The 25148-nt window shown below is 62.0% G+C and carries 22 protein-coding genes, 1 tRNA gene and 1 riboswitch; of the genes, 9 read left to right on the top strand and 14 right to left on the bottom strand.

The features are described from left to right. The first annotated feature begins 190 nt into the window (after positions 1 to 190). The gene (locus FQ320_RS18860) at positions 191 to 2416 is read left to right on the top strand and encodes a mechanosensitive ion channel domain-containing protein (RefSeq protein WP_187393968.1); all 2226 of its coding nucleotides are present in this window, start codon (positions 191 to 193) and stop codon (positions 2414 to 2416) included. 52 nt (positions 2417 to 2468) lie between these two features. Here FQ320_RS18860 and FQ320_RS18855 read toward each other — a convergent pair whose 3' ends face one another. From FQ320_RS18855 to FQ320_RS18845, 3 genes are read right to left on the bottom strand one after another with little or no spacing between them, the layout of a single operon-like run. Next, positions 2469 to 3509 (bottom strand): ABC transporter substrate-binding protein, encoded by a 1041-nt coding sequence (locus tag FQ320_RS18855; RefSeq protein WP_148474887.1) that lies wholly within the window; start codon positions 3507 to 3509, stop codon positions 2469 to 2471. Beyond that, on the bottom strand, positions 3506 to 4852 hold the full coding sequence (locus FQ320_RS18850) for a sensor histidine kinase (protein ID WP_255509602.1): 1347 nt from the start codon (positions 4850 to 4852) through the stop codon (positions 3506 to 3508). Before FQ320_RS18850 ends, FQ320_RS18855 begins: the two co-directional genes overlap by 4 nt. A 2-nt stretch (positions 4853 to 4854) precedes the next feature. Beyond that, entirely contained in the window at positions 4855 to 5535 is a 681-nt protein-coding gene (locus FQ320_RS18845; protein WP_148474886.1) for a response regulator transcription factor, read from the bottom strand. A gap of 163 nt (positions 5536 to 5698) precedes the next feature. Between FQ320_RS18845 and FQ320_RS18840 the strand changes: the two genes are divergently transcribed. The 4 genes from FQ320_RS18840 to FQ320_RS18825 all read left to right on the top strand — a co-directional run bounded on the left by FQ320_RS18840 (position 5699) and on the right by FQ320_RS18825 (position 9208). After that, entirely contained in the window at positions 5699 to 6688 is a 990-nt protein-coding gene (locus tag FQ320_RS18840; RefSeq protein WP_148474885.1) for a tripartite tricarboxylate transporter substrate binding protein, read from the top strand. Positions 6689 to 6747: 59 nt separating this feature from the next. Continuing rightward, positions 6748 to 7179 (top strand): tripartite tricarboxylate transporter TctB family protein, encoded by a 432-nt coding sequence (locus tag FQ320_RS18835; RefSeq protein WP_148474884.1) that lies wholly within the window; start codon positions 6748 to 6750, stop codon positions 7177 to 7179. An 8-nt stretch (positions 7180 to 7187) separates the two neighbouring features. Beyond that, complete coding sequence (locus FQ320_RS18830) at positions 7188 to 8732, top strand: tripartite tricarboxylate transporter permease (protein WP_148474883.1); 1545 nt, start codon at positions 7188 to 7190, stop codon at positions 8730 to 8732. A 269-nt stretch (positions 8733 to 9001) separates the two neighbouring features. Next, positions 9002 to 9208 (top strand): cold-shock protein, encoded by a 207-nt coding sequence (locus FQ320_RS18825; protein ID WP_148474882.1) that lies wholly within the window; start codon positions 9002 to 9004, stop codon positions 9206 to 9208. Between the two features lie 90 nt (positions 9209 to 9298). Here FQ320_RS18825 and parA read toward each other — a convergent pair whose 3' ends face one another. The 5 genes from parA to FQ320_RS18800 form a co-directional block, all read right to left on the bottom strand. Beyond that, a complete protein-coding gene (parA, locus tag FQ320_RS18820) occupies positions 9299 to 9925 on the bottom strand; it encodes a ParA family partition ATPase (RefSeq protein ID WP_148474881.1) in 627 nt (208 codons plus the stop codon). Positions 9926 to 10163: 238 nt separating this feature from the next. Then, the gene (locus FQ320_RS18815; protein ID WP_255509601.1) at positions 10164 to 10787 is read right to left on the bottom strand and encodes an exopolysaccharide biosynthesis protein; all 624 of its coding nucleotides are present in this window, start codon (positions 10785 to 10787) and stop codon (positions 10164 to 10166) included. A gap of 341 nt (positions 10788 to 11128) precedes the next feature. Next, positions 11129 to 13420, bottom strand: coding sequence for a sulfatase-like hydrolase/transferase (locus tag FQ320_RS18810; protein WP_148474879.1), 2292 nt, complete (start codon positions 13418 to 13420; stop codon positions 11129 to 11131). Beyond that, positions 13410 to 14159 (bottom strand): hypothetical protein, encoded by a 750-nt coding sequence (locus FQ320_RS18805; protein WP_148474878.1) that lies wholly within the window; start codon positions 14157 to 14159, stop codon positions 13410 to 13412. The genes FQ320_RS18810 and FQ320_RS18805 overlap by 11 nt, the downstream gene beginning before the upstream one ends. Then, the gene (locus FQ320_RS18800) at positions 14153 to 15517 is read right to left on the bottom strand and encodes a hypothetical protein (protein ID WP_148474877.1); all 1365 of its coding nucleotides are present in this window, start codon (positions 15515 to 15517) and stop codon (positions 14153 to 14155) included. Before FQ320_RS18800 ends, FQ320_RS18805 begins: the two co-directional genes overlap by 7 nt. 117 nt (positions 15518 to 15634) lie before the next feature. Between FQ320_RS18800 and FQ320_RS25795 the strand changes: the two genes are divergently transcribed. Beyond that, positions 15635 to 15808 (top strand): hypothetical protein, encoded by a 174-nt coding sequence (locus tag FQ320_RS25795; RefSeq protein WP_187393967.1) that lies wholly within the window; start codon positions 15635 to 15637, stop codon positions 15806 to 15808. Between the two features lie 105 nt (positions 15809 to 15913). Here the strand turns inward: FQ320_RS25795 and FQ320_RS18795 are convergent. Further along, positions 15914 to 15989: transfer RNA gene (locus FQ320_RS18795), tRNA-Ala, on the bottom strand. 109 nt (positions 15990 to 16098) lie between these two features. Between FQ320_RS18795 and FQ320_RS18790 the strand changes: the two genes are divergently transcribed. Beyond that, positions 16099 to 17349, top strand: coding sequence for a DUF2254 domain-containing protein (locus FQ320_RS18790; RefSeq protein WP_148474876.1), 1251 nt, complete (start codon positions 16099 to 16101; stop codon positions 17347 to 17349). A 4-nt stretch (positions 17350 to 17353) separates the two neighbouring features. Here FQ320_RS18790 and gcvP read toward each other — a convergent pair whose 3' ends face one another. The 3 genes from gcvP to gcvT form a co-directional block, all read right to left on the bottom strand. After that, positions 17354 to 20197 carry an aminomethyl-transferring glycine dehydrogenase gene (gcvP, locus tag FQ320_RS18785; RefSeq protein WP_148474875.1) on the bottom strand — a complete coding sequence of 948 codons (2844 nt, stop codon included), beginning with the start codon at positions 20195 to 20197 and terminating at the stop codon, positions 17354 to 17356. A gap of 173 nt (positions 20198 to 20370) precedes the next feature. Further along, positions 20371 to 20730, bottom strand: coding sequence for a glycine cleavage system protein GcvH (gene gcvH, locus FQ320_RS18780; RefSeq protein WP_148474874.1), 360 nt, complete (start codon positions 20728 to 20730; stop codon positions 20371 to 20373). A gap of 29 nt (positions 20731 to 20759) precedes the next feature. Next, complete coding sequence (gcvT, locus tag FQ320_RS18775; protein WP_148474873.1) at positions 20760 to 21890, bottom strand: glycine cleavage system aminomethyltransferase GcvT; 1131 nt, start codon at positions 21888 to 21890, stop codon at positions 20760 to 20762. A 132-nt stretch (positions 21891 to 22022) separates the two neighbouring features. Then, positions 22023 to 22124: riboswitch (glycine riboswitch) on the bottom strand. 86 nt (positions 22125 to 22210) lie between these two features. On the opposite strand from gcvT, the gene FQ320_RS18770 reads away from it, so the two are divergent. Next, a complete protein-coding gene (locus tag FQ320_RS18770; protein ID WP_148474872.1) occupies positions 22211 to 22774 on the top strand; it encodes a gamma-glutamylcyclotransferase family protein in 564 nt (187 codons plus the stop codon). A 45-nt stretch (positions 22775 to 22819) separates the two neighbouring features. Here the strand turns inward: FQ320_RS18770 and gltX are convergent, their stop codons facing one another. Next, the gene (gene gltX / locus FQ320_RS18765) at positions 22820 to 24139 is read right to left on the bottom strand and encodes a glutamate--tRNA ligase (protein ID WP_148474871.1); all 1320 of its coding nucleotides are present in this window, start codon (positions 24137 to 24139) and stop codon (positions 22820 to 22822) included. A gap of 89 nt (positions 24140 to 24228) precedes the next feature. Then, positions 24229 to 24657 carry a DUF1801 domain-containing protein gene (locus FQ320_RS18760; RefSeq protein ID WP_222861642.1) on the bottom strand — a complete coding sequence of 143 codons (429 nt, stop codon included), beginning with the start codon at positions 24655 to 24657 and terminating at the stop codon, positions 24229 to 24231. A 71-nt stretch (positions 24658 to 24728) separates the two neighbouring features. Here FQ320_RS18760 and FQ320_RS18755 point away from each other — a divergent pair, with 71 nt between their 5' ends. Beyond that, positions 24729 to 25130 carry a metallopeptidase family protein gene (locus FQ320_RS18755; protein ID WP_148474869.1) on the top strand — a complete coding sequence of 134 codons (402 nt, stop codon included), beginning with the start codon at positions 24729 to 24731 and terminating at the stop codon, positions 25128 to 25130. Positions 25131 to 25148: the final 18 nt, after the last annotated feature.

Below are 25148 nucleotides of genomic sequence, written 5' to 3'. Positions count from 1 at the left end.
TGTTGCAATTTCGCACCGTCCCGCGCTGCCCACCGGCATCAGGGGTCGTTCGAACACCGCAAACCCGGGTTGTTTCGGCACCGGGCATGGTGCAGATACGACGCTATGGGCTGTGGTTGGAACTCGCGTGGCCCTCGCCGTGTTCCCTGCTCCGAACCAAAAGAGACAAAAAAGAACAAAAGGGATTGCCGTGTTTCGTTCGTTTCTTGTTGCCTGTTTCATTCTTCTGGCCCTGCCGATTGCATTTTTCCCTGTCCAATCAACGGCTCAGACGGCCGAGCAGACGCCCGCCGAAACGGGGCCGCAAACCGGCGACCGCTCGTCAAGCGAGATCCTGATCGACATTCTGAAAGACGACACCGCCCGCGCCGCGCTGATCGAACAGTTGGAAACCGCCGGGAATGTCAGCGCCGCTGCCGATCCGGCCACCCCCGAACCAGATCGCACCGTCGCACAACAGATTGTTGAAGAGGTGACCCAAGTCGTCGGTCAGGCGGGTCAGGTTGTCTCCCGTACGACCGATGAAATCGCCCGTGTGACCCGTCTTCTTGGCGATATCCGCTTTGACAACCTTTCCCTGTCGCCCAAAATGGTGACTCTGTTGCTGGTCGCCGGAGCGGTGACCCTTGCCAGCATCCTGGGCAAGCTGGCATTGAAACTTGTGATTGCGCGCAATCGCATCACCGCGCTGATCACATTCAGGCGGCAGATGACGTTGATTGCGCTTTATGCCGGGCTGCGCCTGTTGTCATTGGCCGTGACATTGGGGGCTGGCTATGCGGTTGCCCTGTGGCGTTCGGGCGGCTCTGATCCCTCAGCGACCGAGGCGATATTTCTGACGGCGGTTCTGGCATTCGGCCTTTGCCGTATCGCTTTGCGCATCGCCATCACTCCCGATGTCGAACATGAACCGTCCTTTTCAAACTTGGCGCCCCGTGCGCAGGAAATCATGTATCGCAACCTGCGCCGTCTGGCAGCGGCGTTGATATTCTCGTTTGTATTCCTGCTTCCGCTGGTGCGTGAATGGATCGGATTCGCCACAGTGCGGCCCGTGCGCACCCTGCTGGCTACGATTCTTCTGGTGATGGCAATCCTGACCCTGCGGCGTCTGGCGAAGGTGATGGATGCTGCACACGATCAAAGCGATTTCGATGGCGGTGCTGTCGATGTGATGACCCGCGGGCTGCAACGTGGCTGGCGCGCCATCTGGCCGCCGCTGGCGATGTTTTATGTGATTTATTGCTGGATCGTGGCGGTCACGCGTCCGAATGATCTGCGCGATATCGTTCTGGGCGCCTCGATCTACAGCGCCGCGGCTGTATTGCTGGCGCTCGTCGGATTGCGACTGATGCGGCTGGCAGGCCGGCTGGAACTGTCCCTGCCCAAGGCGCTGGACGCCACGGTGCCCGATCTGGCACGGCGCATCGGGACTGTGGGGCGGATGATTTCGGCAGCTCTGGCAGTGGCGCTGATGGTCGGCGCACTGGTAACTGCAGTCGCCGCCTGGGGCGTGATCGAACCCGACCGCTGGATGTCGGACCCGCTTTTCCAGCAGGTGCTGTGGCAGATCGTGTCGGCGGTCCTGATGGCGGCTTTGCTGGCGCTTTTGTGGGCCGTTATCGCGTCGGTCGTGGATCAGCGCCTGCGCAGCGCGACACTCGCCAATGCCGCCCGCTCGCGCACTTTGCTAGGGCTGTTTCGCAATGCCTTTACCATCCTGATTGGTGTGATGGGCCTGATGGTTGTGCTGTCACAGCTTGGAATCGACATCGCACCGCTGCTGGCCGGCGCCGGGGTGATCGGTCTGGCCATCGGTTTCGGGTCGCAGAAACTGGTTCAGGACATCATCACGGGTGTGTTCATTCAGATGGACAATGCGATCAACGTCGGTGACGTGGTCGGCGTGGCGGGGATCACCGGCAGCGTGGAAAGGCTCAACCTGCGCTCGGTCCGATTGCGCACGCCGGACGGGGCAGTCCACATCGTGCCTTTCTCGTCGGTCGACACGGTAACCAACCTGACCCGCGATTTCGCGTTTCATCTGGCCGAGGTCGGCATCGCCTATAGCGCGTCGATCCCCGATGCGATGCAGGCGATGCAGGATGCCTTTACCAAGCTGCGCGAATTGCCCCTTGGCCGCGACATCATCGACGATCTTGATATGCAGGGCGTTATTGCTCTGGCCGACAGCAGCGTGAATCTGCGGGCACGGATCAAGACCCTGCCGGGATCGCAATGGGCCGTCGGACGCGCCTATAGCAAGCTGATGAAAGAAGAATTTGACGCAGCCGGAATCGAGATCCCCTTCCCGCACCGGCAGTTGATGCTGCCGCCCGACCTGCCGAAACTACTGGGGCTGGATCGTCCGCGCGAGGATGCAGCGCGGGATGTGACGCCAGACCCCGATCCGTCCTGAAGCGGGATGGCTCGCCCCCTAATCCGTCGCCTTATTGCGCCGTGATCATGCGCTAGCGTCCGGGAAAAGAGTCGCGCCAGCGGGCCCGGAACAACGCGCGTTTATGTGTATCCAGCAGGATCAACAGCGCGGGGGACAGTTCAATAGGCCGGCGGATCGTCTGCGTCGCCTCGGGTGTTTCCAGTGCCGTGCCGTCACCACCGTCAAGCGGCACGATCAACAGCGCGCGCTCCAACTCTCGCCGCCCCTCGGGCGAGAGTAAAAAGTCGAGCAGATCTGCACCACCCCCGGCGCTGCCCCGGGGCAACATCGCAGCCCGCGACAGGACCAGCGTATAGTCAGACGGTGCGACAACACCCAGCCGGGTATCCTGCGCGGCACGGGCCAGCGCATAGGAGCCCAGCACGTTATAGGCGATCAGATATTCCCCCTGTGCCACAGCATCGATGATTTCCGCGCTGCAACAGGTGGCCACCGCGCCGCTGCGCCCAAAACTCTCCATCAAGCCGCCAAAAGTCGTCGCCTGAACCGAATCCGCAAAGGCTAGAAGATAGCCAAGCCCCGATTCCTCGATGTCATAGGTGGCGATGCGGCCATGATACGGGCTGTCGGACGGGCGCAACAGATCCAGCAGATCGAACCGCGTCCGCGGGATGTCGCCCGGCGGCACCAGATCGCGGTTATACACCATCACCGCCGGTTCATCGGTGACGCCCCAAAGTTCGTCGCGCCAGCGCAGCGCATCGGGCAAAGCCGCCGTCAGCGACGACCGCCAGGGGCGCGCGCAGCCCTCATTCACCAGTTCGACCATCTGGTGCACCGCCGATGACAGAACCAGATCGGCCCCCGCCTGCCCAGCCGCACATTCCTGCGCGGTCAGGGAGTACAGGGCGTTCGACCCCCATTGTTCATAGGTGATGGTTACATTGGGCCGGGTGGCGATAAAACTCTCGATCACCGGGGCAAGGACCGACAGATCGGTGGTCGAGCGAAAGACGATTGTCTGAACCTGCCCGGTACCGAAATGCTGGGTCAATTCCTGTGCCTGTCCCGGCACGGGCAGCAGCAGAGCCAGAAGCAGCGCCCGCATCATGACGCCACCGGGATGCAAAGTGCCGCCTCGAACCCGTCGGGACCGGGCGTCAACCGCAAGTGTCCGCCATGTCCGCGCGCCACCTCTTCGGCGATGGCCAGACCCAGTCCGCTGCCCGCCGCGTCGCCACCTGCCACAAAACGCCGCCCGGCTTGAGCCAGAACCGCAGACGCCGGGCCGGTGCCCGCATCGCGCACGAAAACCTCGCCCGGCGAACGCACCCCCAGCCGCACCGGCGCCTTGCCGTGCTTCAGCGCATTGGTCAGCAGATTTTTCGCCGCCTCGGTCAGCGACAGAGCATCGCCGCGCACCGTGACCGCTTCGTCGGGCAGATCCAGTGCCACCCGGACGCCATCTGCCGCACCATAGTCCAGCGCATCCAGCGCGATGTCGCGCAGATCAATCAACGCACGGGGTTGCGTATCAGAGCGGTGCGTGACCATCGCCCGCGCCAGCATTTGATCCAGCAACTGCGAAAGTGCCACAGCCCGGTCGTGAATCCGCGCTGTGATCTCTGCGCGTCGCGCGGGATCGATCTCATCCGCCGCCAGTTGTGCCTGCGCGCGGATCGCCGCGACCGGCGTGCGCAACTGATGTGCAGCGTCACCGATCAGGTTGCGGTTGCTGGTCACTTGCCGATCCAACCTTGCCATGAAATCGTTCAGCGGTGACAGCATCGTCGCCACCTCGGACGGGACCGACAGATCCAGCGGAGTCAGATCAGACGGATCACGCCGCGCCAAAGCCGCGCCGATCCGGGGCAGCGGGCGCAGGGCCGAACCGACCGCCAGCCATGCGAACAACGCCATCGCGGCCCCGGCAATACCCAGCGCCATCATCGCGTTACGGGCGATATCCCGGGCCAGTGCAGTGCGGGCACGCAAAGTCTGACCAACAATCACCCGCACCGGCCCGGAAAAACTCCGCTCGGCAAACCGGCGGGTCAGCGCGACATAGCGCGCGTTCTCGTCGCCGAATGCACCGTCATAAAACACGGTTTCGCCCCCTGTCGGCGGCAGCGGTGCCGCATCGCTCCCCGTTACCGTCATCCGGTCGGGACCAACCACGCGATACCGGATCCGGTCATCCGGGGCCAAGGCCAGCAGATCAAAGGTAGACACCGGCATGTCAACCATAAGCGCCCCGCCCTGCACGGTGATCGATCCTGCGATGCTGCCCGCAGCCCCCAGCAATAGCCGGTCATAGGTTTCACGCGCCGCCCGGTTGCCATAGCCCAGAGCGGCCGCAAGAACGACGGCGCCGCCCAGCAACAAAACGGCCGCCATCGCCAGCGCCACCCGCACTTTCAGCGATACGATGGGAAATCGCCACGCCCCAGTCACCTTCAGCCTGCTTCACTGGACGGGCACATTCGATATCCCATTCCGCGATGGGTTTCGATTGTCACGCCGCTGCCAACCAGTTTCTTGCGCAACCGCGCGATGTAAAGCTCCACCGCATTCACACCCACTTCGGCCTCTTCAAAGGAAAACAATCCATCAAACAGCCGTTCCTTGGCGATGATCTGCCCCCGGTGGGACAGCAGCAGGTTCAACAGCGCGAGTTCGCGCCGGGTCATCGTCACGCTTTGGCCCGCGATGCGCACCGCTTTGGCGGCGGGATCATACTCCATCGCACCCAGTTCGATCCGACCTTCCGCGCGTCCGGATTCCCGCCGGACAAGGGCGCGCACCCGGGCCTCAAGTTCGCGCAGATCAAACGGTTTCACCAGATAATCATCGGCCCCGTCGTCCAGGGCATCAATCCGCGCCGCCACTTCGAAACGCGCACTCAGCATCAACACCGGTGTGCGGTCACCGCCGCGCCGCAACCCGCGCAGAAAATCGCGGCCATCCCCATCGGGCAAATTGATGTCCAAAACGACGACATCGTACTCTTGCACGTCCACATGGGCCTGTGCCGCAGCCAGATCGGGCGCGATATCGCAGGCATAGCCCGCGCGCGACAGGCTGGCGGCAATCGCCCCCGCCACATCATCCGTATCCTCGACCACCAGCACACGCATCGCGGGCCCCTTTCGCCGTCAGATTAGGCCGCAATCGGGCCGGGCGAAAGCGGCGTGTGCTTTCCGGCCCGCACATGACAGGTTGATGACAGGTGGCGGGTCTATGATCCGCGCAAGGGTCGGTAAATGAAACCGCCCCGCACATCCGTGGAGGAGACACGACATGACATTCCATATCCGGCGCAGCCTTTTGGCCGCCGTTGCAATCGCCGTTGCACCTTTCGCTGCATCGGCGCAGGATTTCACCCCGTCCAACCCCGAATGCATCGCCCCCGCCAACCCCGGTGGCGGTTGGGATTTCACCTGCCGTCAGGTCGGCAAGTCGTTGCAGGATCAGGGCATCATCGGATCGACCATGCAGGTCGTCAATCTGTCGGGCGGCGGCGGCGGTGTCGCTTTCGCCGCAGTGGTGAACAAACGCGCTGACGACAACGATCTGATCGTCGCGGCATCTTCGGCCACGGCCACCCGCCTGGCCCAGAATGCCTTTCCCGGCAACACCATGGATCAGGTGCGCTGGATTGGATCGATCGGCGCCGACTATGGCGTGATCGCCGTGGCCAAGGACAGCCCGATCAACACCCTGCCCGAACTGCTGGAGCAGATGAAGTCCGACCCTAAATCCATCAGCATCGGCGGCGGATCGGCCGTTGGCGGCTGGGATCACCTCAAGGTGCTGATCGCGGCACAAGAGGCCGGGATCACTGACGTGCGCGGCGTGAAATACATCGCCTTCGCCGGCGGTGGCGAAGCGGTGACACAACTGCTGGCCGGATCGCTTCAGGCGTTCACGGGCGATCTGTCCGAGGCAAAGGGTTTCGTCGAATCCGGCGACATCAAGGTGATCGCGGTTCTGGCGCCCGAGCGTCTGGGCGGTGAATTCGCCGATCTGCCGACCGCCCGCGAACAGGGTATCGACGCGATCGGCGCCAACTGGCGCGGTTTCTACGCCCCCGGTGACATGTCCGATGCGGCCTATGATTACTGGGTCAACGCCATCGGCACCCTCTATGCCAGCGACGAGTGGAAAACCGTGATGGAAAACAACGGCCTTGCCCCGCTCGATCTGCAAGGCGACGAGTTCCAGGCCTTCGTGCAGGACTCGGTTGACAGCATCACTGCGCTGTCCAAGGAAATCGGCATTCTCCAGTAATGCCAGTGGCCCGCCCCCTAAACGGGGCGGGCCTTTACACATCCGGGGGGACACACGACATGAGCGACCGCATCTTTGGCGGCATCGGCCTGCTGATTGCCATTATATTTGCCTGGCAGGCGACCATCATCCAGGAAAGTTTCATGTCCGACGCCGTGGGACCGAAGACCTTTCCGCTGGTCATTGCCTGCGTCATGGCACTGTCGTCGGTGTATTTCCTGATTAAGCCTGATCCCGCACCATCCTGGCCCGCCGCCGGGCGTCTGGCCGAGCTGTTTTTCGCCGCGCTGGTGATGATCGCCTATGCGCAGCTGCTGCCGGTTCTCGGGTTCCTGATCGCCACGACTTTCGCCGCGATGTACCTGACCTGGCGCCTTGGCACCCCACCGCTGCAATCGGTTGTCGTCGGTGTCGGCACGTCGGTCGGTATCTATGTGGTATTCAAATTGATCCTGGGGCTGTCTCTTGCCTCGGGCCCCTTCGGATTTTGAGGTAGACCATGGAAACCCTGTCTTCCCTCGCCGACGGTTTCGCCGTCGCGCTGACGTTTCAAAACATCACGCTGGCGCTGGCCGGTTGTTTTCTCGGCACGATCATGGGTGCGCTGCCCGGCCTTGGGCCGTCGAACGGCGTCGCCATTCTGATTCCGCTCGCGTTTACGCTTGGCCTTGGGCCGACTCCGGCTTTGATCCTGCTGACCTCGGTCTATTACGGAGCGATGTACGGCGGGCGAATTTCATCGATCCTGCTGAACATTCCCGGCGATGAACCGGCGATGATGACCTGTCTTGACGGCTATCCGATGGCGCAACAGGGCCGCGCCGGCGAAGCCCTTGCCCTGTCGGGCATCGCATCCTTCGTCGGCGCGTTCTTTGCCACATGGGGGCTGGTTCTGCTGGCGCCGCAACTGGTCAAGGTCGCGCTTTTGTTCGGCCCGGCGGAATATTTCGCCCTGTTCACACTGGCCTTCGCCACGCTGGGCGGGATCAGCGCCACCAATCAGGCGAAATCCGCCTTTGCCGCCGCCTTGGGCCTTGGACTTGCAATGATCGGCGTCGACACCCAGACCGGAGTGCCGCGCTTTACCTTCGGCGAAGTGCACCTGTATGACGGTATCGATTTCCTGGTCGCCATTGTCGGGCTGTTCGCCTTGTCCGAAGTCTTTATCTTTCTTGAACACCGCGGCTCCCCGGAAGAGGAAAAGGCGAAACCGAAGATCGAGATCGGCAAGATCATCCCGTCATGGTCGCTGATCAAGTATTGCACGCCGACCATGCTGCGCACCACGGTTCTGGGTTTCATCGCCGGGGTTCTGCCCGGTGCCGGGGCTTCGCTCGGGTCGTTCATCTCCTATTCGATGGAGAAAAAGCTGGTCGATCCCAAGGGGAAGACATTCGGCAAGGGCGATCCGCGCGGTGTCGCGGCCCCCGAGGCGGGCAATAACGCCGCAGCCGGTGGCGCGCTGGTGCCGATGCTGGCGCTGGGTGTTCCCGGGTCGGGCACCACTGCCGTTCTGTTGGCCGTGCTGCTCAGCCTGAACATCACACCCGGGCCGTTGTTGTTCTCGCAGAACCCCGATGTCGTCTGGGGTCTGATCGCAGCGCTGTTCATCGGCAACTTCATGCTGCTGGCGCTGAACCTGCCCATGGTCGGGCTGTTCGTGCGGGTTCTGATGGTTCCGCCGCGTATCCTGATGCCGGTGGTGGCGATGATCAGCTTTGTCGGTATCTATGGCATTTCGGGCAGCAGTTTTGATCTGATGGTGATGGTCGCCTTCGGTGTCTTGGGCTGGGGTCTGCGCAAGTTGGACGTGCCTCTGGTGCCGGTGATTCTGGGCACGCTTCTGGGCAACGAGATGGAGGTGAACATGCGCCGCGCGGTCACCATTAACGACGGTGACTATTCGATCCTGATCGGCTCGCCGCTTACCATCGTGCTTTGGTCGATCGCGATTGTCGGGTTCATACTGCCGATCTTTGTCGGTGGCGTCTTGAAAAGCAAAATGAAAAGCGCCCGCGATCAGGAAGCCGCGCAGAGCGACTGAGCGGCGTAAAGATATCCTGCCCGGTCGTGCCAAAAACAGCCGACCGGGCAACTCAGTGCGCGCGGTTGGTCACGCAGGCGACGATCGGGCGGCGACCGGCCCCACATCAAAATACTCTTTACCCACGGCTCCGCATATGCGATAAGGCCTTGGCGACGTCACCTCTATCGACCCCTGCTCTCTGCCATAGGCTTTGGCGCATTCGATCCAGAACTGACAAAGCCGCGCTGTTGCACTTCCGCGAACAGCATTTGCAAGGAGTACACGGAATGGCCAACGGCACCGTGAAATGGTTCAACACCACCAAGGGTTACGGCTTTATTGCCCCTGAATCCGGTGGCAAGGACATCTTCGTTCACATTTCAGCTGTCGAACGTTCCGGTCTGACCGGTCTGCGCGACGACCAGAAAGTAACATTTGACATCGAAAACGGTCGTGATGGCCGTGAAAGCGCCGTGAACCTGCAGTTGGTATAAACCGCTCAGTCACGGCCAATTGGTTTCAGGGGCGTCCGTGTCAGCGGGCGCCCCATTTCATTGGGTCTGATTCAATCGGGCCGGCTGCAATCAGGCCAGCGCGGTCTGCACCTCGGCCAGCAGGGCCTCGATCTCGTCGCTGGCGGTGCATCGCCCCTGTTCCTGAACGCCGCGTCCCAGACCCAGCGTTTCGGCATAGACAACCCGGTTGCCCAGCGTCGTCTTTGCCAGTTCCACATCCATCTCACTTATGGCCGCGCGCACATCCGCCGCAACGCGGGTGCCTGCCTTGTATCGGTTCAGCACGACCAGCGCCGATTTACGCTCTCGTGCGGTAAGTTCCAGCACAGACTCAACTGCCCAGACATCGACCTGGCTTGATGCAACCGGCACGATCACCAGATCGCTGACCTTGAGCGCCGGACGCAGATCGGCATCCGCCTTGGGCGGCGTATCCAGCAGCACGATATCGCAATTTTTTTTCAGCTTTTCGCATTCATACCCGACGCCCCAGGCACTGGCGGTCGAAAATTCCATATCCTCGATCCCCGCCGCGCGCCGCGCCATGAACCAGCGCCCCAGCGACCCCTGAGGATCGGTATCCAGCAGCGCCACAGAAAACCCCGCCCGCGCGTATGCGACGGCAAGGTTGGCCGCGATTGTCGTCTTGCCAGCGCCACCCTTTTGCTGCGCCACCGTAATCACTTTGCCCTTCATGTCGCGCCTCCGGTTATTATTCTGCACCGCAGCATATGTCGCCAACCGCTGTTCTTGCCAGTTCGGGCGAGGTGTTGCTGCACGCCGCCCCCGCATCCTGTCATGGTTCAGCCTGCGTAACGGTCATCTGACCGGGACGTTCGAATTTCAGATCGGAATTCGGGACCGGGTTCGGCATGGCGGTTGCTCCGCTAACACTGCGTAACTGTCACCGATAAGGCCCGTTTGGGCAAGCCTGCTATCCGCTGACCACCTGACTGACGAAAAGTGCCGGAACAAGGGCCGCGATCACCCCCAATCCGCTGGCCAGCAACAGGAACACACCGTCGCGCACCATCAACCCGACCGCGACAAAACTGACCATCGCGCCAAATAAAGATGAGGAGAACGGCACCAGTTCAAGCACCGGAATGACCAGCCCTGCCACCGCACATAACAACAATGCGCCAAGGCTGAACGGCGGACTGACCAAACGGACCAACCGTTCACGCGAATTTCGGTCCAGCCAGTCTGCCACACGCCCAAGCGCAGCCGCGCCCCGGTGCAGAACCCGCCCCTTGATCGACCGGCGCATCAGAAAACCCGGAAGCCAAAGGGTCTTGCGCTGCAGTGCAGCCTGCAACGCAATCATAGTGATCGTCAGGCCGCAAAGCGTTGAGAAGAAAGGAATCCCGCTGAGCGGCGACACAAGAAGCAATGCGGGGACAAGCAGTACGGGCAGAAAAGAAGCACTGCCGAATGAAGTGGCGATCTGGCCGAATGTCACCGTCTCGGTGTCGCTGAGCGCGTCCAGTCGTTCGACGATCTGGCGAACGGGGCGGCGTGACGCGGCAATTGCGGGTGCGTCGTCATATTCAGACACGGGTTCCGCATCACAGACGGATTTAGAATCCGTTCCGGACAACAAACGACCGTCATCGCAGGCAACGACTTTGTCCGACCGTATCATGCAAGACTCTCCGGATGCTTCGGCCTCAACGCGTCTGACGTCAAAACAGTTCCTGTCCTGCGATGTGCCGGGATGCGGTCACAGTGTCAACTGCGCCGATGACGCCCTGAAACGCCGCCGTTCACCGCCTATCGGTAAACTTCTCCCAACCCAAAGCATCGATCGCGCCTACAATGCTCTTATATGCCTGAAAAGTGCTGTTCCTTAGGAAGAAAACGTTTAATTTTCTCGGGATATACCCAATTAGTGTCAGCCTAGACATCAACTCTTAGCAACTGCTGTGCGCTCAAAGCCGCACCACACAGGCGGATCCGCGATAAACCCAAAGTGATCTCAGTTGTGTCGCCGGATTTCGATATCCCGGGTTCAGTCGGCCAGCCAACCAGTTCCAGCCGGTCCCGAGCATTCCAGTCGGTGATCAAAGCGACTCCGCCATAGGCCACACGGTATTGCGTCGCCCCCGGCCCGCCGGTCAGTTCATTATGACCGGTGCCCACGTGAATCACATCATCACCGCCCAAAGACGTCACCAAATTGCGCCCCGGACCGGTGAATATCTCGGACGCTCCGTCGTCGTCGATGATGGTGTCGTTACCGGGACCGCCCCGGATGACACTGTGCCCGGTTCCGCCGTGGATGGTGTCGTCGCCGGGTCCGCCATCCAGAATGTCGCGGCCGGCCCCACCTTGGATAAAATCGTCGCCCGGCCCGCCAAAGAAGCGGTGCACCGATTTCCCTCGCCCGGAACGCGCGATGAGCCGGTCATTGCCCGCCCCGCCGTGAAACGTTGCACCGTCGTATTTCGGGCCGATCATTTCGTCATTGCCGTGGCTTCCGGTCACCTCGACCGTCACCCGCTCAGAGGTTTCGAAATTGATCGGACTGTCGGGATGAGCAACGATGCGCAGCACCTTTTGCGTCGCCGGATCGTCCTCGTACCGAGCTTGCACCGTGGCGACGCGCACCGCTTCGACATTCTTCGGCAGGTTTAGGGTGAAATCATCCGGGCCGCCCATGTACCACAGGGTATCATGGCCGCCGTCGGAGTCTTCGACGATGCTCTCGGCATCCGCGCCATACGCCCAATAATGGTTATCGCCACTGCCCCCGGCCATGGCCACCGTACCGTCCACCGCCATCATCGCATTCACTCCGACCGCCGGATCGGCCATCCCGCTCAGGTCAAGGCCCAGATCCAGTGCACCGCGCACCAATTCGTCACGCAGCAGCGCAAGAGGCGCGGTTTCAGCCAGATTTACCGTCTCACCGGGGTCGGCGACCACGTCATAGACGTGCTCCTCGCCATTGGGATAGCGGAAGTACCGCAGATGCTCGAATCCGGGCACCGAAGGGCGCACCGACAGGGTGCCGAACACACAGGTGATCGGCGATTTCGTTTCATCGAAGCTGCCGAAGGACGGATCAATCAGCGGCAGCAGGCTTTGCCCCGATGTCCAATGCGCACGGGGCGGCCGCCCGGCAAGGTCAAGAACGGTCTTGGGAAGATTGTGCAGCGATATCGGCAGGTCGATCACCTGCCCGCTCTGCATCCTTGGCGACCACAGACCAAGCGGCACATGGGCCGCACTGTCCCACTGGCTCATCTTGTGGAAACTGTCGTGGGTGCCAAGGTTGAACCCGTTGTCCGACAGAAGGACCACCGTCGTGTTCCCGGCAATGGGTGACGCGGCCAAGGCATCGAGGAACCGCCCCAATTCGTAATCCATATGCGAACAGGCAGCGAAATAGCCGCGCACAACTTCGCGCCAGCCATCAGTGCCGAGCTTTTCAGGCGTGAACTGACCGGTGACGATATAGGCGTTCTCATAGGTCGCCATGCCCGGTTGCGGGCCGGTGAAGTCTTCGGGCGATGCGACCTGTGGCCAATGGATCGCATCGGCGTCGTACATCTGATAAAACCGATCGGGGCAGACCAGATCATAGTGCGGATGTTTGAACCCGAGTTGTATCAGATGTCGCCGCGCGGGATCGATACCCGCCAGATGGTCAATGGCATTCTGCGCCACCCAGTAATCATACAGTTTGCAGTCCTGCGATCCGTCGTCGTCGGGCGCATTGATCGATCGGATGCCGGGGCCTTTCTCTAGATAGACCCGGTGACCCGTGCGTTTGCCGAACGCCTCGGCCTTCGCATCCTCGTGAAACAGCACCCGCCGGTATTCCTCGGGCATAGGGTTATAGTTTCCGTCGGTCTTGCCGGTGGTAAAAGTACGGAACCCCGCGCGCCGCAGATCGTATTGCCATGCCTCGGTCGGGGGCAGAACATCGCGCCACAGCCGGTTCAGATCGACCAGCCCGGTGCGAAACGGCGACAGTCCCGTTGTCAGTTCGGCGCGGCAGGGCGCGCACAGCGGCACCGTGGCATAGGCGTTGGAAAACCGCACCCCGCTCCCCAGCAACCGGTCCAGATTGGGGGTCTGGATCGTCACACCATAAGCATCGCGCCAGGTGAACACGTCGATCAGATCGTCGATCCAGATGACCGCGATGTTGTCGCCCGCAATGCTGTCGCGATCAAACCCCATGGCCGAACACCTTTTCCACATAGGCGCGCACGGTATCGCGCAATTGTGCGGCGTCGGGCTGACAGATATCCATGTTGGGCAGGCAGATCACCTCGGCCAGCCGGAGGTCGCCCAGCGTGTTGTGCAGACCCGCCCGCCCGCGTCGGCAGGCCATGAAAACATCGCAGGGACCGGGCTGAAAACTGCCCGGCAAATTGGCCGTCACAGCAGGAGCCTCGGGTCCGATCAGGGCGATCTGATCCGGCGCAATGGTGGCGAACACCGCCTGCATGCCGGGCTGTGCCGCAACCGATGCGACTGCGCTGGCATTGCGGTCGGTCAGGGTAATGGTGCCGCCCCGCTCAACCAGAACGAGGGCACTGTCGCCCTTGCGGGAATCGACACAGGCGATGGTTTCTGCCGCGCCGGTGGGCGAAGCGAAAACACAAATCAGCCCGATCAATGCGCAGTCGATCCTTTCGGTCAGGACAAAGCCGCAGTTTTCGCGTGGCCGGGTTTCCAGAACATCGGCGCCGTTGAACCGCCCCAGCCGGCCATTGCCGGTGTTTGCCTCGGTGCGTCGCGCCCTCATGGTGCCAACGCGAGCGCGCAGAGTGGCGATGGCGCCATCTTCGATCTCGGCCAAGGCGCTGTCGAAACTGAACCAGACACCGCCAAGGTCGCCCAACATCTCATCCAGCGAGACTTGCCCGTGATCCAGCAGCGCGCCTGCGGGCAGGGTCAGCGGCAGGCTCAGCATGGGGCCACCGGCAGATCGGCAGGAATCGCCCAGCGGTGCAGCCCGTCCTGCGCCCAGCCATCGCGCACCCCGCCGCGCCGCCCCACGGCATAGTGCAACCGGGTCAGTGCGCCCTGCGGATGATCTAGCAACAACGCCAGCGGATCACCCGGATCGACATGCACCCCTGTCACATGCACTGCGGCATCCCCGTTAAACAGCGAGAATCCCAGATCGCCCGCCACGCCCCGCAGGGTTTGCCCGTCCAGCACCAGACCGCCCACCCCATCAAACGTCACGCGGATCTGCGCCGGGCCGGTGCTCTCGGCCAGCAGGGGCCGGGGGCAGGACCATGGGGTGCGGGACAGATCCGCGTCGATGGCATGGGATTCCATCGCCGCCATAGCCTCCATCGCAGTGGCCGTGGGCCGGTGATCATCGTCGAAATCGAACATATATCCCGGCGCACTGACCGTTACTCGATGGACCCCGGGAAACACCGCCAATTGCCAATGTTCGCGCACACGCGCCCCGGTTTCGTCACTGCGCAGGTGGAACAACGGCGCTTGCATATGCAGCGCGGCACACAGAGCCGCGATCCGGTCCATGATCCGGTGCATCGCAGCGACAAAGGCGGTCTCACCCTCCACCACATCCTCGGCCCCGAAATCGAGAGCAACCGAGGCGATCCGCGCCCGGGTTCCCAAGACGGTTGCTGCTGCCGCAGTGTTGCGGATCACCTGTTCCAATTGCGCCATCGCCGGTCCATCGCAAAGAGCTGTCGCCGAAACGCTGGCATCGGTTTCGCAGCGCGCGACGATCAACGGCTGCGCCCGTCCCGCCGCGACGCGCCGCCGCAACAAGGCATCTGCCGTCATTGTGTCGAGCGTCGCTTCGGTGACCTGCTGCAACCTGTCGCACGGCACCGCAGGCGACTCTCCCCCGCCGCCGACCGGTCCCAGATCGTCGCCGGGGGACAAAACATGCGCCGGAAATGTCGGGCGCGCCGCGCCTGTCCATGCCCGTCGCGCACCCCCAAGCGAAAGGACCGCCAACACGGGCCCGGCGGTATCGGCCATGATATCGCCACCGGTGACATGCCTGCGAAATCCGCGCGGGCCGTCATACCCCGCCAGCCGTGCCTGAAACCCGATCCAGTCCCCCACACGGCGCAGCCCCCAGGCATCGATATCGCCCAGTGTGGCCGGATCAATCCAGCCATCCGCACCGCCGCCGCCCTGCCCCTGTCGCAGATCAAGCCGCGCCCGAAGATCGGCAAGCGTGGTGTCGGACAGCCGCAGGATCAGCCCGGTTTCATCAAAGCCGATGACGGTTCCATTCTCGACCCGCAGCAGGACGCCGGTCTGACCTCTCAGCATCTTGTCTCTCCCTTCGGGATTGCGGGATCGGTCCGGTTGCACATGGCCGCCAGAAACACTTGCTCGATTGCGTTCGGCCTGACCTGTTCTTGCCCAATGCCCGGCAGGGACGCAACCGTGTTCGCCACCGGATTCAATGCCGTGCAGATGTTATCACGGATGGCCGACCTTGCGCCGCTGGCCAGCGTGATCAATGGCAATGTGGTGTTCGATTTTGGTGACGGCAACACATTGACGCTGGCCAACATCGCTCTGGTCGGTTCGATCATGGATGACATCACCCTGATCTGATCTCGGTTGACCCGGCGGCGGCGCGTGCCGCCGCCGGGTAAGTCCATAAGCGGAAGCCCACAAGCAGCAAACGTCTGAAAGCCACGTGCCGGAGATATTTGGATATGGTGGAGTCGATCGGGATCGAACCGACGACCTCGTCGTTGCGAACGACGCGCTCTCCCAACTGAGCTACGACCCCACTGGTGTGATTTAGGTGGACCATCGACATCGTTCTGTCAAGGTTTCGGCAACGAGCCTGCGCTCAGATTTCCTTGGGAACCTGTTCTGTCCTCGGGTATTGGTGATATATGTCAAGCCCGGCCCAGTTCCTGTCCAGCAACCTCTATAGCCTGCGCCGCTGGTCGCGAAAGGTGTGGGTCCGCTCGGCGCTGATTGCGGGTCTCGGGATCGTGGCTGCGGTCGGCTCGGGACAACTTGCGCCTTTGGTTCCAGACCAAATTGCCAAGGCGGTCAAACCGGAAGCGGTTGAGAAGATACTGCAGATCGTGGCGACCGGTATGTTGTCCGTGGTGATCTTTTCGCTTTCCGTCATGGTCTCGGCGCGTCAATCCGCCAGCACGCAAGGGACGCCGCGGTCCCATCAACTGTTATTGGAAGACACAACGACGCAGAACGTTCTGGCGACGTTCCTTGGTGCCTTCCTGTTTTCGCTCGTTGGGGTGATAACACTGGGAACGCAACTGTATCAGGGGGATGCGGCGGCGGTGATCCTGGCGTTTACCCTGCTGGTGATCGGGCTGATTGTTGTGGCAATCTTGCGCTGGATTTCCCACCTCAGCGATCTGGGCAGCGTCGTGGAAACCACGCGCACGGTCGAAACTGCGGCCAGTCGTGCAATGACCGTTTGGGTAGAGAATCCCTGTATGGGTGGAACGCCGCTGCACGGAGAGCCGTTGGGCGCGCCTGTCCTGTGTCGGCGCACCGGATATGTACAGCATGTGGACATCCCGCATCTGTCGAAACTGGCCGAGGATGGAGATTTTGAAATCTATCTTACCGCCTGCCCCGGCAGCTTTTTGACCGAGGGTCAGATTCTGGCCCATCTGACCGGCATCTGTGATCTTGATCAGGTCCACGAGGCATTTACCGTCGGTGACTCGCGCGAATTCGATCAGGATCCGCGCTTTGGCATTATCGTATTGTCCGAAGTCGCCCAGCGCGCCCTGTCACCCGGCATCAACGATCCGGGCACTGCGATCGACGTGTTGACGCGGCAGCACAAACTGCTGGCACGGTTCCGCGACCGGACAGAACCAGGCGCTGAGCGTTTGTATCCCCGAATTCATGTGGCACCGTTGTCCGCCGGGGCGCTGATGGAAGACGCTTTTGATCCCATTGCCCGGGATGGTGCCGCAATTGTCGAGCTTCAGATCAGATTGCAAAAGGTGCTGGCCGATCTTGGCCGCGATCGCGACACCGAATTCGGTACCGCTGCCCGCGCCTGCGCGCGCCGATCAAAAGACCGCGCGATGCAGGCGCTGACCCTGGAGGACGACCGAAGCCGCCTCCAGGACGTGATCAACGAATTGGCCGACTGACCGCTTATTCCGCCGCGTCCAGATAATCTTCCAGCGGCGGGCAGGTGCAGACCAGATTGCGGTCTCCAAAGGCGTTGTCGACCCGATTGACCGGCGGCCAGTATTTGTCGACCCGGAACGCACCCTTGGGATAGCAGCCCTGTTCGCGGGTGTAGGGCCGATCCCATTCGCCCACCAGATCCTCGACCGTGTGCGGGGCGTTCTTCAGCGGGTTGTTCACTGCATCGCCGCCTTCTTCGATCGCACGGATTTCGGCGCGAATATCCAGCATCGCGTCGCAGAACCGGTCGATCTCGGCCTTGGTCTCGCTTTCTGTGGGTTCGACCATCAGCGTGCCTGCGACAGGCCAGCTCATCGTTGGTGCGTGGAAACCGTTGTCGATCAACCGTTTGGCCACGTCATCGACAGTAACCCCTGCGGACTTCTCGAACGGGCGCGTGTCAAGGATGCACTCATGCGCCACCCGGCCCTGCGAGCCGGTATAAAGCACGTTGAAAGCGCCCTCCAGCCGCTTGGCGATATAGTTCGCGTTCAGGATTGCCACTTTCGTCGCCTGTGTCAGACCCGCGCCGCCCATCAACAGGCAATAGGCCCAGCTGATCGGCAGAATCGACGCGCTGCCGTAAGGTGCCCCGCTGACCGGTCCCTCGGTGCCCTGTTCCGGATGTCCGGGCAGATAGGGCGCAAGATGCGCCCCGACGCCGATCGGACCCATGCCGGGTCCACCGCCGCCATGCGGGATGCAGAACGTCTTGTGCAGGTTCAGGTGCGACACGTCACCGCCGATTTCACCGGGCTTCGACAGGCCAACCATCGCGTTCAGGTTGGCACCGTCCAGATACACCTGACCGCCATACTGGTGGGTGATTTCGCAGACTTCCCTTACCGTCTCCTCGAACACACCATGGGTGCTGGGATAGGTGATCATGCAGGCCGCCAGCTTATCGCCTGCCGCCTTGGCCTTGGCGCGGAAATCCTCGACGTCGATATCGCCGCGCTCGGTGCATTTCACCACAACCACCTTCATGCCGCACATCTGGGCACTGGCCGGGTTGGTGCCATGGGCATTGACCGGAATCAGGCAGACATCACGCTGATCATCGCCGTTCGCCTGATGATAGCCGATGATCGTCAGCAGTCCGGCATATTCGCCCTGCGCGCCGCTGTTTGGCTGCAACGACATCGCCGCATAACCGGTGATCTGGCACAGTTTCGCGGAGAGATCGGTCAGCATCTCGGTGTAACCCACGACCTGATCGAGCGGGGCGAAGGGATGGATCTGGCTGAATTCCGGCCAGGAGATCGGCATCATCTCGACCGCGGCATTCAGCTTCATTGTGCACGAGCCAAGCGGGATCATCGCGCGGTCAAGCGCAAGATCGCGGTCCGAAAGGCGGCGCATATACCGCATCATCTCGGTTTCAGCGCGGTTCATGTGGAACACCGGATGGGTCAGGTATTCAGAGGTGCGCAGCAACCCTTCGGGAATGCGGAAGTCAGCATTCAGACCGTCGCGGCGCCCCTTGATCCCGAACGATTCCCACAGACGTTCGACGGTTTCGGGGCGCGTGGTTTCATCCAGCGTGATCCCCAGCTTGGTCTTGCCGACAACGCGCAGGTTGATCTTCTGACGCCGGGCTTCGTCCAGGATTGCGCCCTGCATCGCACCGACTTCCACGGTGATCGTGTCGAAGAACGCGGCGGGCTCAACGGTGAACCCTTCGTCTTCAAACACTTGCGCCACGCGCACCGTTTTGCGGTGAATCCGTTGGGCGATGGCTTTCAACCCTTCCGGTCCGTGGAACACCCCATAGAACGATGCCATCACAGCCAGCAGAGCCTGCGCGGTACAGACGTTCGACGTGGCCTTTTCCCGGCGGATGTGCTGTTCGCGGGTCTGCAGCGCAAGACGGTAAGCCTTGTTGCCGCGCGCATCGATGGAAACGCCAACGATCCGTCCGGGCATTGTCCGCTTCAGCGCGTCCTTGCACGCCATATAGGCCGCGTGGGGCCCACCATAGCCCATGGGCACGCCAAATCTCTGGGTGCTGCCAACGGCGATATCCGCGCCCATCGCGCCCGGCTCTTTCAGCAGGGTCAGCGCCAGCGGATCGGCGATGACCACGGCAAGCGCGCCTGCCCCATGCAGACCGGCGGTGATATCGGTGAAATCCATCAGATATCCGTGGGTGCCGGGATACTGGAACACCGCACCGAACACGGTGGACGGGTCAAGATCGGCAGGATTGCCCACCACAACCTCGATATCCAGCGGGGTGGCCCGGGTGCGAATGACCGCGATGTTCTGCGCATGGCATTGCTCGTCCACGAAGAACTTCATGGACTTCGATTTGCTGGTTCGCAGCGCCATTGTCATCGCTTCGGCGGCCGCTGTCGATTCGTCCAGCAGCGAGGCGTTGGCAATATCCAACCCGGTCAGATCGCAGACCATGGTCTGATAGTTCAGCAGCGCCTCAAGCCGTCCTTGCGAGATCTCGGGCTGATAGGGGGTATAGGCGGTGTACCATGCCGGATTTTCCAGAATGTTCCGTTGGATCACGGGCGGCGTGACGGTGCCATGATACCCGTGGCCGATCATGCTTGAGAAAACCTGATTTTTCTTCGCCACCTGAGCCATGTACCACAGCAGTTCACGCTCGGACTTTGGCTTGCCGAAATCCAGCGGCTCGGCCTGCCGGATCGATTTGGGCACCGTCTGGTCGATCAGTTCGTCAAGAGTTGCAACGCCCAGCGTCGCCAGCATATCGGACATTTCCGCAGGCGAAGGCCCGATGTGGCGGCGGTTGGCGAAATCATAGGGCAGATAGTCAGTGGGCTTGAAGGTCATCGCAGGACTCCGCGGCGGAAATGAAAGGGAAAGGCCGCAAGCGGCCGTGCCACCGGCAGGGATAATCCAGGAAGCGGTGATCGGGCGGTCGCCACAATCCATTTTCCCGAAATACCCCTGCCGGAAGCGTCGAAAACTCATCCGGGCCGGTTCAGCGCCCGATCAGCCTCCGATCAACCGATGAACTTGAGATAGGCTTCTTCGTCCATCATATCATCAAGCACCGACATGTCCTCGATCTTGAGCTTGAACATCCAGCCGTTGCCTGTGGCGTCTTCGTTGACCAAAGATGGGTTGTCGGTCAGCACGTCGTTCACTTCGACGATTTCACCATCAACCGGGGCCAGGATGTCGGATGCGGCCTTGACCGATTCGATCACCACAACCTCTTCGTCCTTGGTCACGGGGCGGCCCACATCGGGCAGCTCGACGAACACCAGATCCCCCAGCTGTTCAGCCGCGTGCTCGGTGATGCCGACGACGACAAGGTCGTCTTCGACCCGCAGCCATTCGTGTTCTTCGGTAAATTTCATGGGCAGGCTCCTGTCTGCGTTTAAATATGTCAGCGTTTGACCGACGGGGGACGGAACGGCATGGCGGTGACCGTGACCGGCACCCGCTTGCCGCGCAACTCGGCGTAAATCGCAGTTCCGGGCGTGGCAAGGGCTGTGGAAACGTAACCCATGGCCATGGGCCGTCCGATGCTGGGACCAAATGCGCCCGACGTGACCTTGCCGATGGGTTCACCACCCGCTTCGGCGGCAAACAGGTCAATGCCCGGACGGATCGGTGCGCGTCCTACGGGGAGCATTCCGACCCGGCGGCGTTCGGTTCCACCGTCGATCTGTTGCAATATCTTGTCAGCGCCGGGGAATCCGCCAGCACGTTCGCCCCCCGTACGGCGCGCCTTCTGGATCGCCCAGGTCAGTGCCGCCTCGATCGGAGTCGTCGTGGTGTCAATGTCATTGCCGTAAAGGCAAAGTCCGGATTCCAACCGCAACGAATCCCGCGCGCCAAGCCCGATGGGCTCGACCTCGTCCATCGCCAAAAGCGCCTCGGCCAGTCCCATGGCGCCCGCGTCCGGCACCGAAATCTCGAACCCGTCCTCGCCGGTGTACCCCGAGCGTGAGATCCACAATTCGCCAAACAGAGTGTCGACTGAAATGACATCCATGAACCGCATGGCCGCGACATCGGGCACCAGCCGGGCCAGAGCATCTTCGGCTTGCGGCCCCTGAAGCGCGAGCAAACCGCGATCGGTGATAACCTCGATTTCGCAGGTGTCAGACAGCTTTGCGCGCAAATGCGCGAAATCGGCCTCCTTGCAACCGGCGTTAACGACCAAAAACAGGTGATCGCCACGATTGGCCACCATGAAGTCATCCAGGATTCCGCCGGCCTCATCGGTGAACAGCGCATAGCGCTGCCGGCCCTCGGCCACCCCGATGACGTTGACCGGAATAAGAGTTTCCAGCGCCCGCGCTGCGTCAGTCACATCGCCGGACTTGGGGCGCAGGATCACCTGCCCCATGTGCGACACGTCGAACAACCCGGCCGCGGCGCGACAATGCAGATGTTCCTTCATCACGCCCGCAGGATACTGCACCGGCATGTCATAGCCCGCAAAGGGCACCATACGCGCACCCAGCCGCAAATGCAGATCGTGCAGACCGGTTTTCAGCAGCTCATCCATATACTTCCCCTCTGCCGGCACGCAGCCGGGCATGTGTCCGGGCCTTCCGACCCGCTCCATGCCCCCTCTGTCCTTGTGCCTGAGATCGCTATCCCTTCGGCGGGCGCGCTAACGCCACTCTCCAGAGTTCCTAAGCCGTCGACGGTCCGTTTGCCTGAGAGTTTACCGGGGCGGTTGCTCCTTCGGCACCTCGGGACGGTAAAACCTCCCCGGGGATTCTCCCGTCGATAACTTTTATCAACATGCCACAATTGGCAGGATTGGCAAGAGGTTGTGTCAAGACTTGCGTCGAGCTTCGTGGCGGGGCAAGGCTGTGTCCCATGAATGATCCGGTTTTCTTTGGCTATGGATCGCTCGTCAATCGGGCGACCCATGGATACCCTGACGCGCGGCCTGCCCGGCTTGAAGGCTGGCGCCGGGTCTGGCGTCATACCGATGTGTCGGACAAGGCATTTCTGACGGCAGTTCCCGCAGCCGGCGCAGCCATTGACGGGCTGGTGGCACGGGTGCCCAATGGAGACTGGGCAGCGCTGGACCTGCGCGAATCGGGCTATGACAGAGTACAGAGCGGCGGCATTTCGGGCGCGCATGGACCTCTGGCGGCGGTCGCCGTCTATTCCATCCCGCATGACAAACACGGCGCACCACCCAGCGCCCTGCCGATCCTGCTCAGCTATGTCGATGTGGTGGTTCAGGGGTTCCTGCGCGAATTTGGCACCGATGGGGTGGCGCGGTTCTTTGCCACCACCGATGGCTGGGACGCGCCGGTACAAAACGACCGCGCCGCGCCCGGCTATCCCCGCCACCAGACGTTAAGCCCGGCAGAGACCGCATTGGTCGACCGCCATCTGTCGGCGGTCGGTGCGCGGGTCATCCCCCGGTGAGATGCAGCCGCGCCGGGCTCCCGGTCAAGCGGGCGAACCCGCGCGTTACAGCTTTGGCGGGGTCTGCAACAGTGGCATCAGATCGGCCATCTCCGGCCCCCGCGCCTGTCCGGTCACGGCAAGACGCAGCGGCATGAAGAGCCCCTTGCCCTTGCGGCCTGTCGCCTCTTTCACCGAACCCGTCCAAGCGGCCCAAGTGCCTGCGTCATAGGGCTGTGGCGGCAACAGGGCAAAGGCCTGCGCGATGAATTCGCGATCCTCGTCGGCCACCACCGGCACCGCCCCGTCGCGCATCAACGCCCACCAAGGGGCGATATCGGCGCGGGTGGCGACGTTGCCCTTGACCACATCCCAGAATTGCGGCGCGATGGCGTCGGGCACGCCCAGCGCAGCAATCTCCCCCGCCACCCGGGCAAACGGCATGGCAGCCACGGCCCGCGCCGTCAGGGGTTTCAGATCGTCGGAATCGAACTTGGTCGGCGCCGATCCGAAGTTCGAGATATCGAAGCCTTCAATCAGGTCATCCAGCGATTCGAACAGTTCGACCGGCTGGCTCGACCCGAGCCGTGCCATCAGTGACAAAAGCGCCATCGGCTCGATCCCGCCAGCACGCAGATCGCGCAGCGACAGGGTGCCAAGGCGTTTCGACAACGCCTCGCCCTGCGGACCGGTCAACAGCGAGTGGTGGGCGAACGTGGGCAGGGTACCGCCCAGCGCCGCGATGATCTGAATCTGCGTTGCCGTGTTGGTCACATGGTCCGATCCGCGCACGATATCCGTAACGCCCATCTCGGTATCGTCGACCACCGAGGCAAGCGTATAAAGGACCTGCCCGTCACCGCGGATCAGAACCGGATCGCTGACGCTGGCTGCATCAATCGAAATGTCGCCGAGAATACCATCGGTCCACTCGATCCGTTCGTGATCCAGCTTGAATCGCCAGTGCCCCGAACGGTCGGCCCGCAGGCGGGCCTTTTCATCGTCCGACAGGGCCAGCGCGGCGCGGTCGTAGACCGGTGGGCGGCCCATGTTCAGCTGTTTCTTGCGCTTCAGGTCCAATTCGACCGGCGTCTCGAACGCCTCGTAAAACCGCCCCTTGGCCCGCAGATCATCGGCGGCTGCGTGATAACGGTCCAATCGGTCGCTTTGGCGTTCGATCCGGTCCCATGTCAGGCCGAGCCATTCCAGATCAGTCTGGATACCGTCGGCATATTCCTGCTTGGAGCGTTCGGCGTCGGTATCGTCGAGCCGGAGGATAAAGGTTCCCCCCGCCTGTCGCGCGATCAGCCAGTTCATCAGCGCGGTGCGCAGGTTGCCGATGTGGATATATCCGGTGGGCGATGGTGCGAAACGGGTTGTGGTCATGGGGTTCTCCTGTTGCGCGTTCTGTCACACAAGCCGCGGCGCTTGTCCAGAAAACGCGGCACCGGACCTGCCATCGCCAATACCCGGGACTATGCCGGATGAACCGGCCAATGCGTCGCCAGATCATCCAGACCAGCGCGGATCAACCGCGCCAGCACGTCGCAATCGATTTTGTCCAACGGCCCCAGATACAGGCAGGACTTGCCAATCTTATGCGGCCCAAGATCGGCCAGAATATGGGAAAAGTCTTTATATCCCGGCAGGATATAGACCACCATATGCGCCTTGCGCGGCGCGAATCCGGTGGCCAGAAACGATCCCGTCCGCCCCGAGTCGTAGCGATAATCGTACCGCCCGTATCCAACGATGGACGGCCCCCATATCTGCGGCGCATATCCGGTTACCTTGCGAAATAGCGCATCCAACGTCACAGCATCATCGCGCCGGCGGGCCGGTTCCACCCCGGCCAGAAAATGGGCAACGTCGGCACCTGTGGGGATCGTCTTTGCACCAGCCACACCCCGATCATAGCACAGGCGGGCCGCCACAGCATCTTGCCGATCCGGGCGTCGCTCCGCATATCCACCGGATGGATACGACCCAGACAGCCCCTGACATCGACACGGTGCACGCACTGGCCGAGGCGGCGCGTGACGCGCTGCCCGAACCATTCCGCGCCCCGGCCCTTCAGGTTGCCATAAGGGTCGAGGATTTCGCCCCCGACAGCCTGCTTGACGAATTGGAGATCGGCGACGCGTTCGAGCTGACCGGGTTGTATGACGGTATTCCGATGACGCAGAAGTCATTTGCCGATCAACCCTCTGCTCCGGATACAATATGGCTGTTCCGGCGTCCCATTCTGGATGAATGGGCTGCGCGGGGCGACATCGGGCTGAGCGATCTTGTGGCGCATGTGTATGTGCACGAACTTGCACATCATTTCGGCTGGTCTGACGCGGATATCGCGCGGATCGACCGCTGGTGGGAATGACCGCGTAACGCCAGCCTG

The organism is Oceaniovalibus sp. ACAM 378 (genome assembly GCF_008085915.1).
Lineage (GTDB): Bacteria > Pseudomonadota > Alphaproteobacteria > Rhodobacterales > Rhodobacteraceae > Oceaniglobus.
Note: the sequence above shows the minus strand (reverse complement) of the source record. Positions and strands in the feature narration are given on the sequence as shown.